The organism is Frankia sp. AiPs1, from assembly GCF_023716945.1.
GTDB lineage: Bacteria > Actinomycetota > Actinomycetes > Frankiales > Frankiaceae > Frankia.
Map to the genome: position 1 here is coordinate 1 of NZ_JAMQQF010000100.1, position 15,183 is coordinate 15,183.

Annotated in this window: 8 protein-coding genes and 1 pseudogene; 4 read left to right on the plus strand and 5 right to left on the minus strand. The window is 72.1% G+C overall.

From position 1 onward, the window contains the following. From ND748_RS12250 to ND748_RS12265, 4 genes and pseudogenes are all read right to left on the minus strand, one after another. Nucleotides 1-2,210, minus strand: a pseudogene (locus ND748_RS12250) (hypothetical protein); the annotation flags it as partial. Nucleotides 2,211-2,277: 67 nt separating this feature from the next. After that, entirely contained in the window at nucleotides 2,278-2,961 is a 684-nt protein-coding gene (locus ND748_RS12255) for a Tellurium resistance (RefSeq protein ID WP_251745914.1), read from the minus strand. Between the two features lie 236 nt (nucleotides 2,962-3,197). Beyond that, complete coding sequence (locus ND748_RS12260; RefSeq protein ID WP_251745921.1) at nucleotides 3,198-4,394, minus strand: DUF475 domain-containing protein; 1,197 nt, start codon at nucleotides 4,392-4,394, stop codon at nucleotides 3,198-3,200. Between the two features lie 386 nt (nucleotides 4,395-4,780). Then, a complete protein-coding gene (locus tag ND748_RS12265; RefSeq protein ID WP_251745915.1) occupies nucleotides 4,781-5,356 on the minus strand; it encodes a TerD family protein in 576 nt (191 codons plus the stop codon). 688 nt (nucleotides 5,357-6,044) lie between these two features. Between ND748_RS12265 and ND748_RS12270 the strand changes: the two genes are divergently transcribed. From ND748_RS12270 to glgB, 4 genes are all read left to right on the plus strand, one after another. Beyond that, nucleotides 6,045-8,099, plus strand: a complete 2,055-nt coding sequence (locus ND748_RS12270) for an alpha-1,4-glucan--maltose-1-phosphate maltosyltransferase (RefSeq protein ID WP_251745922.1) — start codon at nucleotides 6,045-6,047, stop codon at nucleotides 8,097-8,099. After that, nucleotides 8,099-9,823 carry a maltose alpha-D-glucosyltransferase gene (gene treS / locus ND748_RS12275; RefSeq protein WP_251745917.1) on the plus strand — a complete coding sequence of 575 codons (1,725 nt, stop codon included), beginning with the start codon at nucleotides 8,099-8,101 and terminating at the stop codon, nucleotides 9,821-9,823. Before ND748_RS12270 ends, treS begins: the two co-directional genes overlap by 1 nt. 230 nt (nucleotides 9,824-10,053) lie before the next feature. Continuing rightward, nucleotides 10,054-11,424 (plus strand): phosphotransferase, encoded by a 1,371-nt coding sequence (locus ND748_RS12280; RefSeq protein WP_251745918.1) that lies wholly within the window; start codon nucleotides 10,054-10,056, stop codon nucleotides 11,422-11,424. 200 nt (nucleotides 11,425-11,624) lie between these two features. Then, complete coding sequence (glgB, locus tag ND748_RS12285) at nucleotides 11,625-14,195, plus strand: 1,4-alpha-glucan branching protein GlgB (protein ID WP_374215905.1); 2,571 nt, start codon at nucleotides 11,625-11,627, stop codon at nucleotides 14,193-14,195. 145 nt (nucleotides 14,196-14,340) lie between these two features. Here the strand turns inward: glgB and ND748_RS12290 are convergent. After that, the coding region (locus ND748_RS12290) for a tetratricopeptide repeat protein (protein WP_285901992.1) at nucleotides 14,341-15,183 on the minus strand (843 nt) is incomplete at its 5' end.

Sequence of the window (15,183 nt, forward strand, 5' to 3'; positions counted from 1 at the left end):
GGCCCGGCGTCCGCCCGCCCGCCGCCGGGTGGACGCGCAGCCGCCGCAGAGTCCTGCGCAGGCCCGGCGGCGTCCTCGCGCTCGGCGTCCCGATGACGACCGGCAGCGTCCTGCTCGCGGTCGTCCTCCTCGCGGACGGCCTCCCCGCGGACGGCCTCCCCGCGGTGGAGAGCCCCGCGGTCGGGATCCTGGTGGCGACCGACTTCGTCGCCGCGACCGCCCGCCGCCTGCGCCATCAACATTCCGTCCGCAATTCCATCCGCATCGTCGTCGGGGTCGGGACCGGCGCCGGCGCCGGGGGCGAACGGGCCCAGCGGGCTACTGGCGTAGTCCGCGCCATCCGGATAATCCGGGTCGTCGCCGTGGTAATCGACCTCCGCGGGATCATCTGCCTCGTCGTGGTCGCCGCCACCCCGGACCTCCGGCGACCCGATGTCCCCCACCTCGACGGCACTCGACCCGCCCGTGGCGTGGCCGGCGTCGGCGGCAGGCCGGCCCCCCGAAACCAGGCCGTCCGCGCTGCCGGCCATGGCGTCATCCCGCTGGCCACCGGACGCCGGCGACGGACCCGTCGCCGGCGATACGGCGAAGCCGGCCGCCCGCAGCGCGTCGTCGTCGACGCCGAGCGCGATCGTCCCGGCCTCGCCCGAGCCCCACGCCCTGCCCCGCCTCCACGCCTCGACTGCCGGTGCAACGCCCTGTCCCGCCTCGACGCCCCACCCCGCCCCGACGCCCCGCCCCGCCCCGACGCCCCGCGCCGACCCAGCACCCTGCGCCGGCCCGACGTCGAGGTTCGACTCAACATCCAGATTCGGCCCAACATCCAGGTTCGGCCATGGGAGCCGCGCATGCCCGGCGCGATCGGCGTACTCGCCGGATGCCGCTGCCACCGGGTCGGCGGGCGGCGCCCCGTGCGGATACTCGCCCGGACTGTGGCGCTCCTCCGGCACGAGCAGATCCGGATAGTCCAGGCGCCGGGAATGCTCCAGCTCCTGCGGGTACAGGCGCCGGCCGCCGTCCCGCCGCGGGTCGCCTGGGTCCGCCTCGGAGGCCGGCTCGACACGGCGGGGCCAGGCAGGCTCGGCGCGGCCCGGGTGGTCCGGATCCGCGAAGTCGGCCTCGTCGGCGGGCTCGGCGCGACGACCGGGGTCAGCCCGACGGGTCGGCTCGGCCAGATACTCGGGATCGGCGGCGTGGCGCCGGATGGCGGGTGGGTAGGGCTCGCCGCGGAAATCGTCGGTCAGCTCGCCGCGCCAGTGCCCCCCGTCGTAGCCGTCTGCCGCGGACGGGTCAGTGCCGACTGCACCCGCCGCCGCGTCCCCGAAGGCGTCGGCGGCGGGGCCGAGGGCATCGGCCTCACCGCCGAGGGTGGCGTCGGCATAGGGCGCGCTGGCGACATATGGGGAGCTGTCGGCGTAGGAGGCGGCGTCGCCATAGGAAGCGGCGTCGGCGTAGGAGGCGGCGTCGACGGTGGGGCCTGGGGTGCCGTCGGTGTGGCGAGCGTCCGCGGTGCCGGCACGATCGCGTCCCGTGGGGGCGTACGGGTTGGCCGGCGGGGCAGGGCTCAGCGGCGGCACCCCGAATCCGCGCACCCCCACCGGCACGGACTCGTCCCAGTCCGCGCCGGCCCCGGGGGCGGCCTCACCGCCCGTCTCGGGGCGCCCGCCGGAGCCGTGGGTGCGCTCGGGCGGATCGAAGTAGTACCCGGGGACACGGCCGGCCGGCTGCGGATCCCAGCCGCGGAGCTGGTCGTCACGCTGCGGCCCGGGGTCCCGCCCCGACCGTTCGAAGGCCCCCTCGCCCCGACCCGCCCGGTCCTGCACCGCCCTGTCTCGCCCCGCCGGGCCCCGCGCCGCCAGGTCCTGCGCCGCCAGGTCCTGCGCCGCCAGGTCCTCGGAATGGTCCGGTCCCCGCCAGGCCGAATAGCCGTCCGCGCCGTAAGGATCCAGCCCGGCCTGTGGCCCCCGCGGCTCAGGGCCCGGCTCGCCGCCGCCGACCGCGAGCGGATCCGGGCCCGACAGGTCGGCTGCCAACGGGTCCGGATCCAACGGGTCCGGACCCAGCGACTCCGGACCCAGCGACTCCGATTCCAGGGGATCGGGAACCAGGGGGTCGGGAACCAGGTGGTTCGGCGGGCCGGGGCGCGACCCGCCGGGCGGGAACCAGCTTCCCCGGCCGCGGGGCGCGGGATCGCGACGTGACTGGAACATCGGGTATCGATCCTCCTCGCCGCCGGGCGGCGGGACCGGGGGGGTCATCGCGAGGTACCGGCGTTACTCACTTACGGCCGGCGGTCCAGTTCAGCCCCCAGCCGTAAGCCTGGTCGAGCTCACGGTGACCACTGACGTACCGGACCTCGCGGCTGACGGTGAAGTCGTTGCCGGTGTTGGTCAGCAGCGCGATCGCGCACATCCGGGCGCCGCCGGCCTGCTCGTCGAGGCGTACCTCGATCGGGGCACCCTGGGCGGGCGTCAGGGTTACCACCGCGTCGGCCTGGTCGAACGAGGCCACGCCCTGATAGATGAAGGCGAACACGAGCAGCCGGCGGATCTGGCCGATCTGCGCGAGGTTGACGTAGAGGTTCTCGCCGCCCGCGGTGGCACCGGTCCGGTCGTCCGCGTCGAGGTTGACGTAGGGCGGGCCGTCGAACGAGCCGAACGCGTCGCCGAGCGCCTGCACCACGCCGGAACGGCCGTCGGCGAGCTCGAACAGCGCGGCGAGGTCCAGGTCGGCGCCGCCACCGGCGGCGGCGCCGAGCACCCGCTTGAGGAAGCCGCCCTTCTGCTGCTGGCCCCCGGACGGGTTCTGGTTCCAGTTGAGGTTGACGTGCAGCCGACCGCCGCCGCCCTGCTTGCTCAGCGACACCGACGGCGCGGCCTTCGTCAGCGTCACCTTGCTCAGCGAGACCGGTCCGGAGCCGGCCGGTGGCGTGCTGGGACGCTTGGTGTAGTCGATGCCCATGGTCCGCTCCTTCGCGGTTGCCGGATTGATGATCTGCGATCGGTGGGCGGACACGACCGGTGGGTGGACGGTCTCCGGCTGCGCCCCGCCCGGCCAACTCCGATGTCGCCCCGACGACGTCGCCCCGACGATGTCACATCGGCGGTGGACCACTCCAGAGCGCAGCATCCGCCGGATGCACGGGACCCGCCGGTGGCCTGTCCACCGCTGGCCGGCCCCGGCCGGTCGCGCCGGTGTTACAGCGGCGCGCCCACCGCCTCACGCGGCTGGCCCTGGCCACCCTCGCCCCCGGCGGAGCCGGTGGCGTCGGGGTCGGCGTCGGCGTGCCGGCGGCGGTGGCGGATGGAGGACACCAGCGCCAGGCCGATGAAGGCCACCCCGACCAGGCCGGTGACGATCTCCGGGACCTCGGTCTCGATCGAGATGGCGAGGATGATCGCCAACGCGCCGATCGCGTAGTGCGCGCCATGCTCGAGGTAGATGTACTCGGACAGGGTGCCGCGCCGGACGAGGTACACGGTCAGCGACCGGATGTACATCGCGCCGATGCCCAGGCCGGTCGCGATGACGAAGATGTTCTGGGAGATCGCGAACGCGCCGACGACGCCGTCGAACGAGAACGACGCGTCGATGACCTCGAGGTAGAGGAACAGGAAGGCAGCCGCCCTGCCGGTGGCGAGCACCAGCTTCGGCTGCCCGGAGGACCTCGGGGCGCCGGTCGTCCGCCCGGCCCCCTCGGCCGCCACACCGTCGGTCGCCACACCGTCGGCGTCGGCGTCCTCGTCATCCTCGGCGCCGACTCCGCGCGACTCGAAGAACTCGCCGAGGCCCCGCACGCCGAGGTAGGTGGCCATGCCCGCGACGCCCGCGGTCAGCACCTGCTGGGTGTGGTCACCGGAGAACGCCTCGCCCACGACGAGCAGCGCGACGAGGCCGATCACGGTCGGGATCACGTCGAGCTGGCCGGCGCGGCGCAGCGGCTCCTCCAGCTTCTTGATCCACTGGACCTCCCGCTCGGTGTCGAACAGGAAGTCCAGGAACAGCATGAACAGGAAGATCCCGCCGAAGGCGGCGATCGCCGGGTGCGCGTCGCCGAGCTTCTCGGCGTACTGCGCACTGTCGTTGAGCGCCAGGTCGAAGACCTTGACCGGGCCGAGGTGCGCGGTCAGCGCCACGATGATGATCGGGAAGAGCAGTCGCATGCCGAACACGGCGATGATGACGCCCAGCGTCAGGAAGAGCTTTTGCCAGAAGGCGCTCATCCGGCGCAGGATCGTCGCGTTGATGACCGCGTTGTCGAAGGAGAGGCTGATCTCGAGCACGGCGAGGATGGCGACGATGGCCGCGTCCCGGGGGCTGCCGATCACCCCCGCTCCGGCCACCCCGATCGCGGTGATCGCCAACGACCACCCGAAGATCCGCAAGGCGTGCACGCCCATCAACACCTTTCCGGACCGATCGCCAGACTCCGGTCGCGCTGCACGGGCGGATCCGCGGTCCGTCGGATCCCGCCGCGTCGCCTGAACCCGCCGGAGACCGCGTCGGCCCGCGGCCGGTTGGCCCGGAGCGGCGGTCAGCGGCATCGTAGCTGTTCATCCGGTGGGTGCGACCTGACAAATGGGTTACACCGGATAGGTCGCGCCCTACCCGCGCACTACCTCCACACACGCCGGGTGATGAAGGCACTGCGCTGCCGCTGCCGGCCGTCCCGGGCCGACGACGGCTCCTCGGGATGGTCGGTGCCGGTCCTGTGACCGGCGCCGGCCGTCCCCGCCGCCGGGCCCGCGGCCCGGCGTGCCGCACGTGCTGCGAACCCGGGTCAGACGTTGACGCCGAAGTCGCGGGCGATGCCGGCCAGACCCGAGGCGTAGCCCTGGCCGACGGCGCGGAACTTCCAGTCCGATCCGTGCCGGTAGACCTCGCCGAACACCATGGCCGTCTCGGTGGAGGCGTCCTCGGTGAGGTCGTAGCGGGCGATCTCGGTGCCGCCGGCGCCGTTGACGATGCGGATGAAGGCGTTGCGGACCTGGCCGAAGTTCTGCTGGCGCGAGTCCGCGTCGTAGATGGAGACCGGGAACACGATCTTGTCGATCTCCGTGGGCAGCGACGTGAGGTTCACGGAGATGGCCTCGTCGTCGCCCTCGCCCTCACCGGTGAGGTTGTCACCCTGGTGCTCGATCGCGCCTTCGGGGCTCTTGAGGTTGTTGAAGAAGACGAAGTGCCCGTCCGAGACGACCTTGCCGTCGGCCCGGCACGCGATGGCGCTGGCGTCGAGGTCGAAGTCGGCGCCGGTCGTGCTGCGCACGTCCCAGCCGAGGCCGACCACGATGTTGGTCAGGCCGGGCGCCTCCTTGGACAGCGACACGTTGCCGCCCTTGCTGAGACTGACTCCCACTGTGTTCCTCCTGCTGTGCGTCGACTGCGTTGTCTGGGGCCGCACCCGAGCCGGGCGGCGGCCGCTGCCGGAAGCGCGGCCCGCCCCCGGATGTCCCGGATACCCCGGCGGCCGGGCGCCGGCAGCCTACTGCGCGGCGCGAACGGCACGGTGACTCTCCGCCTGCGGAGGCCACGCGCCGGAGTACGTGTGCTCTGCGGGACGAACGAGTCACGCGCGAGGTTCCCACCACCGGCCCGGCGGCGGCCGCCCGCCCGACCCGATCCGGTATACCGGGCTACCGGTCCGCCCGCCGTCGCGTGGCCGACAGGACCCGGACCAGCCCGCGATGACCCGATCGGGCGGTCACTTCACCTGCCGGAAACGCAGGTGGAACACGACCCGACCGGTCACCCAACGCAACAACAACGCGAGCCGGACCCGCCGGAACCGCTCCGGGCCCGGCACTGTCACCGGTACGGCAGCGAATGTGCACGCCGGACGGCACAACAGACGAGGTTCGGACGTTCGTGGGCGCAGCAACTGGGGAACATCGGCTTCGGCAGGAACCATCCGGACGGGGCAGGCGGACCCACCCCAACGCCAACAATCACCCATCCGGTGGCCGCGGGCAGTTCACGCAGAGGTGTCGTTATTCGCCACGTGCAGGGCGGACCATTGAGGTGTGGTTCGTCTGGATAAGGTCGCCATGATGATCGGACGTTCAGTAGGCCGGGTTGTCATCTCCGATGTGACCCCGGTCGTGTCGTGTGGGCAGTGGCCCGCGCGCGCGGTCGTGGGCGAGAACCTCACCGTCGGTGCGACCGTGTTCCGGGAGGGTCACGACCTCACCGGCGCCAACGTCGTGCTGTCGGGTCCTGACGGCCAGGGCACGCCGTTCATCCGCATGCGTTCGGCGGGCTCCGGCACCGACCGGCTCGAAGCGGAGATCACCGCCGGCGACGAGGGCCTGTGGGGATACCGCGTCGAGGCGTGGTCCGATCCGGTCGCCACCTGGCGGCACGGCATCGAGCTCAAGGTCGGTGCGGGGCAGGATGTCGGCGAGCTCGCGGTCGACATCGAGGACGGCGCGCGGCTGCTGCTGCGGGCGCTGCCGGGCGTGCCGGAGGGCCGGCGGGCCGAGATAGCCCGGGCGGTGGCCGCGCTGCGCGACGACACCCTCGACGATCCGCACGAGCGGATCGCCGCCGCCCTGGATCCACGGCTGACCAGCCTGCTGGACGCCTTCCCGCTGCGCGAGCTGGTGACCCGCTCCTCCTTGTACCGGATCTGGGTCGACCGGCCCCGGGCGCTGTACGGGAGCTGGTACGAGATGTTCCCGCGCTCGGAGGGGGCGACCCTCGACCCGCCGCGCTCGGGGACCTTCCTCACCGCCACCAAGCGCCTGCCGGCGATCGCGGCGATGGGCTTCGACGTGGTGTACCTGCCGCCGATCCACCCGGTCGGCGAGGTCAACCGCAAGGGTCCGAACAACACCCTCGTTCCCGGCCCGGACGACCCCGGCTCGCCCTGGGCGATCGGCAGCGAGCACGGCGGCCACGACGCCGTGCACCCGGACCTGGGCACGATCGAGGACTTCGACCTGTTCGTCGCGCGGGCCCGCTCCCTGGGCATGGAGATCGCCCTGGATCTCGCCCTGCAGTGCGCACCGGACCATCCGTGGGCGAAGCACCACCCGGAGTGGTTCGTCGTGCGCAGTGACGGTTCCATCGCGTACGCGGAGAATCCGCCGAAGAAGTACCAGGACATCTACCCGCTGAACTTCGACACCGACCCGACCGGGCTCTACCAGGAGATCCTGCGGGTCGTCCGGCACTGGACCGCACACGGAGTGCGAATCTTCCGGGTGGACAACCCGCACACGAAGCCGGTCGAGTTCTGGGAGTGGCTCATCGGCCAGGTGAAGGCGACCGAGCCGGACGTGCTGTTCCTCGCGGAGGCGTTCACCCGGCCGGCGATGATGCACACCCTCGCCAAGGTCGGCTTCACCCAGTCGTACACGTACTTCACCTGGCGCAACCAGAAGTGGGAGCTGGAGGAGTACGCCCGCGAGCTGATCGACGCCGCCCACTACATGCGGCCGAACTTCTTCGTGAACACCCCGGACATCCTGCCGGGCTACCTACAGGAGGGCGGACCGGCGGCGTTCCGGATCCGGGCGGTGCTCGCGGCCACGATGTCGCCGACCTGGGGCGTCTACGCCGGGTACGAACTGTACGAGAACACCGCGGTGCGCCCGGGCGGCGAGGAGTACCTCGACTCGGAGAAGTACGAGTACCGGCCGCGGGACTGGGTGGCGGCCGAGCGGGAGGGCCGTTCGCTGGCGCCCTACCTGACCCGGCTCAACCAGATCCGTCGCGCCCACCCGGCGCTGCACTGGCTGCGCAACCTGCACCTGCACCACGCCGACGGCGACGAGATCATCGTCTACTCCAAGCGGCTGGCGGACGTCGACGATCCGGGCGGATCAGCCGGACCGGCCGGTCCGGGCGGGTCAGCCGGTCCGGGCGGGTCGGTGCAGCGTGCCGACACCGTCCTCGTCATCGTCAACCTCGACCCGCACGAAACGCGGGAGACCACGGTGCGCCTCGACATGCCCGCCCTCGGCCTCGGCTGGGACGACTCCTTCGACGTGACCGACGAGATCACCGGGCAGACCTTCCAGTGGGGCCGGGACAACTACGTCCGGCTAGACCCGTCCGTCGAGCCCGCGCACATCCTCACCGTGCGGGCCCGGTCGTGATGGAACCGGAGCCGCTGAGCGAGCCCATCGGCGACGACACCCCCCGCCCGGCCCCCGCCGGTCCCGTCGGGGAGCCGTCCCGCGACCCGTACTGGTTCAAGCGCGCCGTGTTCTACGAGGTGCTCATCCGGGGCTTCGCCGACTCCAACGGCGACGGCACCGGCGACATCCGCGGCCTGATCTCCAAGCTCGACTATCTGGAGTGGCTCGGCGTCGACTGCCTGTGGCTGCTGCCGATCTACTCCTCGCCGCTGCGCGACGGCGGTTACGACATCAGCGACTACTTCCAGATCCTGCCCGAATTCGGCGACCTGGGGGACTTCGTCAGTCTCGTCGACGAGGCGCACCGTCGCGGCATCCGGATCGTCGCCGACCTGGTGATGAACCACACCTCCGACGCCCACCCGTGGTTCCAGGCGTCCCGGTCGGATCCGGAGGGGCCCTTCGGGGACTTCTACGTCTGGTCCGACACGGACGAGCGGTATCCCGAGGCGCGGATCATCTTCGTCGACACGGAGAAGTCGAACTGGTCCTGGGACCCGGTGCGCGGCCAGTACTACTGGCACCGCTTCTTCTCCCACCAGCCCGACCTGAACTACGACAACCCCGATGTCCAGGAGGCGATGCTGGAGGTCCTGCGCTTCTGGCTGGACCTCGGCATCGACGGTTTCCGGCTCGACGCGGTGCCCTACCTCTACGTGCGGGACGGCACGAACGGCGAGAACCTGCCGGAGACCCACGAGTACCTGCGACGGGTCCGCAAGGAGGTCGACGCCAAGTACGCCGACCGGGTGCTGCTCGCCGAGGCCAACCAGTGGCCCTCCGACGTCGTCGAGTACTTCGGCAACGACGACGAGTGCCACATGGCGTTCCATTTCCCCCTGATGCCGCGCATCTTCATGGCGGTGCGCCGCGAGTCGCGCTATCCCATCTCCGAGATCCTCGCCCAGACGCCGCAGATCCCGCCGAACTGCCAGTGGGGCATCTTCCTGCGCAACCACGACGAGCTCACCCTGGAGATGGTGACCGACGACGAGCGCGACTACATGTGGGCGGAGTACGCCAAGGACCCCCGCATGAAGGCGAACATCGGCATCCGCCGCCGGCTGGCCCCGCTGCTGGACAACAGCCGCGACCAGATGGAGCTGTTCACCGCCCTGCTGCTGTCGCTGCCGGGTTCTCCGGTGCTGTACTACGGCGACGAGATCGGCATGGGCGACAACATCTACCTCGGCGACCGGGACAGCGTGCGGACCCCGATGCAGTGGTCGCCCGACCGCAACGCGGGCTTCTCCACGTCCGACCCGGCCCGGCTCTACCTACCCCTGATCATGGACCCGGTGTACGGCTTCCAGGCCCTGAACGTCGAGGCCGGGCAGCGGATGCCGACGTCGTTCCTGGCCTGGACGAAGCGGATGATCGAGGTGCGCAAGCGCCATCCCGTCTTCGGTCTGGGTACGTACGAGGAGCTGGCCGCGTCCAATCCGTCGGTCTTCGCGTACGTGCGCGAATTCGGCGACGATCGGGTGCTGTGCGTCGCGAACCTGTCCCGCTTCGCCCAGCCGGTGGAGCTGGACCTGCGCCGGTTCGAGGGATTGATGCCCGTCGAGCTGCTCGGCCGGGTGCACTTCCCGCCGATCGGCGAGCTCCCTTACCTTCTGACGTTGCCCGGACACGGACATTACTGGTTCGCGTTGACCGTACCGGGGGAATTCACCCCCTAGCCCGCTGGGGCGGACGGGGGGAGAGTAGAGCGCTAGACCCGGCCCCGGCGACGGCGACCGGGTCCGGTGAGAACGGCGGGCCGGCGGGGCAGACCGTGGGGCCGGCCGGCGGGAACACCGAGGTCGCCGCGGTGGTACGCGCGCGATGTGGCCGACGAAAGGTAACTTTCGGGACATTCGACGTTAGGTGCACACGATGATCGTCGAGCACAGGTATCGGGAGGTCGAGGATGGGTGACCACCACGCCGAACTGACCGGCCTGCTGACCGACTGGCTTCCCCGACAGCGTTGGTTCGCCGGCAAGGGCCGCGGCGCCGGGCACATCCACATCCGCCGCGACACCACCGTCTTCGAGCCGCTTCGGCTCCTCGTCGTCGACGTGGACTACGACCACGGGCCGCCGGACCACTACCAGGTTCCCCTGGTGGTCCGCACCGACGCCCCCTTCGGCCACGAGGGCTTCCTGATCGGCGAGTGCGCCGGCGGGCTGGTGTACGACGGGCTGCACGACCCCGACGGCAGCGCCGCCCTGTTGCAGTTCCTCGGCCGCTCGGCGCGTCGGGACGACCTCGTCGCCGAGACGACGCGGACGCTCGACGACCTGCCCGCGCACGCCGTCGGCGCGGAACAGTCCAACACCTCGATCATCTACGGTGACGCCTACATCCTGAAGGTCTTCCGCCGGCTCTGGCCGGGCGTCAACCCGGACCTGGAGGTCACCCGGGCCCTCGCCGACGTCGGCAGCACGCACGTCGCCGCCCCGGTCGCCTGGTTCTCCGGGGAGATCGAGGGACAGCAGACCACGCTCGGTTTCCTGCAGGAGTACCTGCGCAGCGGGACCGAGGGCTGGCGACTGGCGCTGGCCAGCGTGCGCGACCTCTACGCCGAGGCCGACCTGCACGCCGACGAGGTCGGCGGGGACTTCGCCGCGGAAGCCGAGCGGCTCGGCGCGGCCACCGCCGAGGTGCACGCCGACCTGGCCCGGGCACTGCCGACGAGCCAGCCCACCGCCGACGCGCTGCGCGCCCTGGTGACGTACCTGCACGGCCGCCTCGACGTCGCCGTCGAGGCCGTCGCCGAGCTGCGGCCCTTCGAGGCCGCCGTGCGCAAGTCCTACGACGAGCTCACCGGCGCGGCGCCGGCGGTCGTCCATCCCCGGGCGTTCCAGCGACTGCACGGCGACCTGCATCTCGGCCAGGTGCTGCGGGTCGACTCCGGCTGGGTGCTGTTCGACTTCGAGGGCGAACCGGCCCGCCCGGTCGCCGAGCGGGTGGGGTTGGAGTCGCCGCTGCGCGACGTCGCCGGGATGCTGCGCTCGTTCGACTACGCCGCTCGCTCGATGCTGCTGGAGCGGGGCGACGAGCCCGCGCTGGTCTACCGGGCGCAGGAGTGGGCCGACCGCAACCGGGAGGCGTTCTGCCGGGGGTACGGCGCCGCGTCCGGTCGCGACCCGCAGCAGGACGCGGCGATGCTGCGCGCGTTCGAACTCGACAAGGCCGTCTACGAGGTGCTCTACGAGGCGCGCCACCGGCCGGGGTGGATCGGCATCCCGATGGCCTCGGTCGAGCAGCTCACCCAGACCCACCCACCGGCCGGATGAGCGGGAGCGGGCGGACCGACCCGCCGGCCGGTGCGCCGGACCATGATCCCCATCGCGGAGAGAGAGGCAGGGGTGTCCCAGTGAACAGCGGCGACGTCAACAACGGCACGGCGCGGACGGGACACCGCGGCGCCGGGCAGATCACCGGCCGACCGGACGCCGATCCGGCGAGCGCATCGGCCCGCGACCGCACGGGCCGGGTGGCCCTGGCCGACCGGGTACCGGGACGCCTGCCCGACCTGGACGGTTCGGCGGCCGACGCGCCGGCGGCGGCCGGCGACCAGCCGACCCCGAGCGGTCCCGACGCGACCCCCAAGCCGGTGACGTCCCCCGGCACCAGCACCTACACCGGCACCGGCAGTGACATCGGCAGTGACATCGGCACCGGCTCCGGCCCCCTTGCCGCCACGGCGGCGCCGGCCGAGCCGCTCGGCCTGCCGCGCGACGATCTGGAACGGCTCGTCAACGGCACCCACCACGACCCGCACGCGCTGCTCGGGGCGCACCCGGCCGGCGACGCGACCGTCGTGCGGGTGCTGCGACCCGACGCGAGCGCCGTGATCGTGCTCGTCGGCGAGGACCGCCACCCGGCGACCCGACTGCACAGCGGCGGGGTGTTCGCCGTGGCTCTGCCGGGGGTCCTGCCCGACTACCGCGTCGAGGTGGCCTACCCGCACGGCTCCCACGTCGTCGACGACCCCTACCGGCACCTGCCGACCCTCGGCGAGATGGACCTGTACCTGATCAGCGAGGGCCGGCACGAGGAGCTCTGGAAGGTGCTCGGGGCGCACCTGCGCGAGCTGACGACCCCGGGCGGCGCGACCGTCACCGGGGTGGGCTTCGCCGTGTGGGCGCCGTCGGCGCGAGGGGTGCGCCTGGTCGGCGACTTCGACTTCTGGGACGGCCGGGCCTTCCCGATGCGCTCGCTGGGCCACAGCGGCGTGTGGGAGCTGTTCGTGCCCGGCGCCGGCGTCGGGCTTCGGTACAAGTACGAGATCCTCGGCTTCGACGGGGTGTGGCGGCAGAAGGCCGACCCGATGGCGTTTCGCACCGAGGTTCCGCCCGCCACCGCGAGTGTCGTCACCCACTCGGACTACACCTGGGACGACCAGGACTGGCTCGACCAGCGCGCCCGCACGGCCTGGCACGCCGAGCCGATCAGCGTCTACGAGGTCCATCTGGGCTCGTGGCGGCGCGGGCTGTCCTACCGCGAGCTCGCCGACCAGCTCACCGCGTACGTCCTGGCCAACGGCTTCACCCACGTGGAGATGCTGCCCGTCGCCGAGCACCCGTTCGGCGGCTCCTGGGGCTACCAGGTGTCGGCGTACTACGCGCCGACCGCGCGCTTCGGCAGCCCGGACGAGTTCCGCCACCTCGTCGACACGCTGCACCACGCCGGCATCGGCGTGATCGTCGACTGGGTGCCGGCCCACTTCCCCCGGGACTCCTGGGCACTGGGCCGCTTCGACGGCACGCCGCTGTACGAGCACCCCGATCCGCGCCGAGGCGAGCAGCCCGACTGGGGGACCTACGTCTTCGACGTCGGCCGCAACGAGGTGCGCAACTTCCTCGTCGCCAACGCGCTGTACTGGTTCGAGGAGTTCCACATCGACGGCCTGCGCGTCGACGCCGTGGCCTCGATGCTCTACCTCGACTACTCCCGCCCCGACGGCGGCTGGGTGCCGAACGTGCACGGCGGCCGGGAGAACCTCGAGGCGGTGGCGTTCCTGCAGGAGACCAACGCGACGGTCTACCGGCGGTTCCCGGGCGTCATGATGATCGCCGAGGAGTCGACGGCCTGGCCGGGCGTCACCCGCCCCACCCACCTCGGCGGGCTGGGTTTCGGCTTCAAGTGGAACATGGGCTGGATGCACGACACGCTGGACTACAACTCCCGCCAGCCGGTGCACCGCAGCTACCACCATCACCAGATGACGTTCTCGATGGTCTACGCCTACTCGGAGAACTTCGTCCTGCCGTTCAGCCACGACGAGGTCGTCCACGGCAAGGGATCGCTGCTGCGCAAGATGCCGGGCAACCGGTGGGAGCAGCTCGCCAACCTGCGCGCGCTCTACGCCTACATGTGGGCGCATCCCGGCAAGAAGCTGCTGTTCATGGGCTGCGAGTTCGGCCAGGACAACGAGTGGAGCGAGGCCGCCTCGCTCGACTGGCCGCTGCTGAGCGACCCGCCGCACCGAGGCGTGGCAAACCTGGTGGCGGACCTCAACGAGGTGTACCGGTCCACCCCGGCGCTCTACCGTCGGGACAGCGACCCGAACGGCTTCTCCTGGATCGACGCCAACGACACCGCCAACAACGTGTTCTCGTTCCTACGCTGGTCGGACGGGACCTCCGCGGGCGGCCAGCCGAACGCGGCCGGTCTGACCGCAGTCGTCACTCCGAACGCGGCGACCCCGAACGCGGCGATCCGGTACGGGGCCGATGGGGCGGGGCAGTCGGCGGCCGGCGGCAACCCGGCGGGCGTGGATGCGGCGGACGGCGGGGTCCTGGCCTGCGTCACGAACTTCGCCGGAATCGTCCACCACGGCTACCGCCTCGGCCTGCCCTTCCCCGGCCGCTGGCGGGAGGTCCTCAACTCGGACGGGCAGCGCTACGGCGGCGGCAACATCGGCAACTTCGGCGCCGTGCAGGCCGTCGAGGAGCCCCACCACGGCCTGCCCGCCTCCGCGACCCTCACGCTGCCGCCGTTGGGCACCGTCTGGTTCCGCTACGACCCCGACACCGCCGACTCCCCCGGTTCCTCGGCATGAGGGCCTGACCGGGGTCGGCGTCTCGTCGGCGGGGCGGGGACCGCGGCCAGCCGGGCCGCGGTCGCACCAGATCATGATCCGAACAAAGCCATGAGCCGAACAGGGCCGTGATCCGAGCAGGGCCGCGCTCGGAACAGGGCTGCGTTCAGAACAGGGCCGCGGCGAGGGAGCGGCGGGCGGGGGCGACGGCGGGTTCGGCGTCGCCGAGGGCCTGGAACAGGTCGACGAGGTGGGCTCGCGCCTGCTCTCGCTGCGGGCCGAAGGTGCGCCGCACGACCTCGACGAGACCGGCCAGCGCGCCGGCCACATCGCCCTGCGCGATCCCCAGGTCCGCCGCGGCGATCGCGGCGTCGACGTCATCGGGATCGGCCGCGAGTCGCCTGCGGATGTCCGCCGGGTCGTGGTCGCGCACCCGCCGCAGCAGCTCGGCGCGGGCCAGGCCGGTGAGCGCCTCCGCGTCCCCCGGCGCCTCGGCGAGGCGGACCCGGTAGGACTCGACCGCGGTGTCGATGTCGCCGCGGGCCAGCGCGCCCTCGGCCGCCGCCAGGTGCGGATCCTGAGCGGAATCGCCGGCCGCCGCGCCGGGCATCCCGCCCATCGCCTCGTCGACGAGGGAGAGCAACTGGTCGAGCCAGGTGCGCACCTCGCGCTCGGGGACGGCGCCGGTGAACTCGCCGATGATGCGGCCGCCGACGACGGCCTTCACCGCCGGGATGCCCTGCACCCCCGCCGCCTGGGCGAGGCCCGGGTTGGCGTCGACGTCGATCTTGGCGAGGACCCAGCGGCCGCCGTCGGCCAGCGCCAGCTTCTCGAGCACCGGGCTGAGCTGCTTGCACGGGCCGCACCAGGACGCCCAGAAGTCGAGCACGACCGGCACCTGCATCGAGCGGCTGACGACGTCGGTGGCGAAGCTCGCCTCGGTCACGTCGATGACTACGGGACCGGCGGACGCGTCACCGGCGCCGGCGCCGGGCTCGCCGGTCGCGCC

Coding starts and splice junctions, on each gene's coding strand:
- ND748_RS12255 (WP_251745914.1), bottom strand. CDS start 2,961: ATGGGCATCGACTACACCAAGCGTCCCAGCACGCCACCGGCCGGCTCC.
- ND748_RS12270 (WP_251745922.1), top strand. CDS start 6,045: ATGATGATCGGACGTTCAGTAGGCCGGGTTGTCATCTCCGATGTGACC.
- treS (WP_251745917.1), top strand. CDS start 8,099: ATGGAACCGGAGCCGCTGAGCGAGCCCATCGGCGACGACACCCCCCGC.
- ND748_RS12280 (WP_251745918.1), top strand. CDS start 10,054: ATGGGTGACCACCACGCCGAACTGACCGGCCTGCTGACCGACTGGCTT.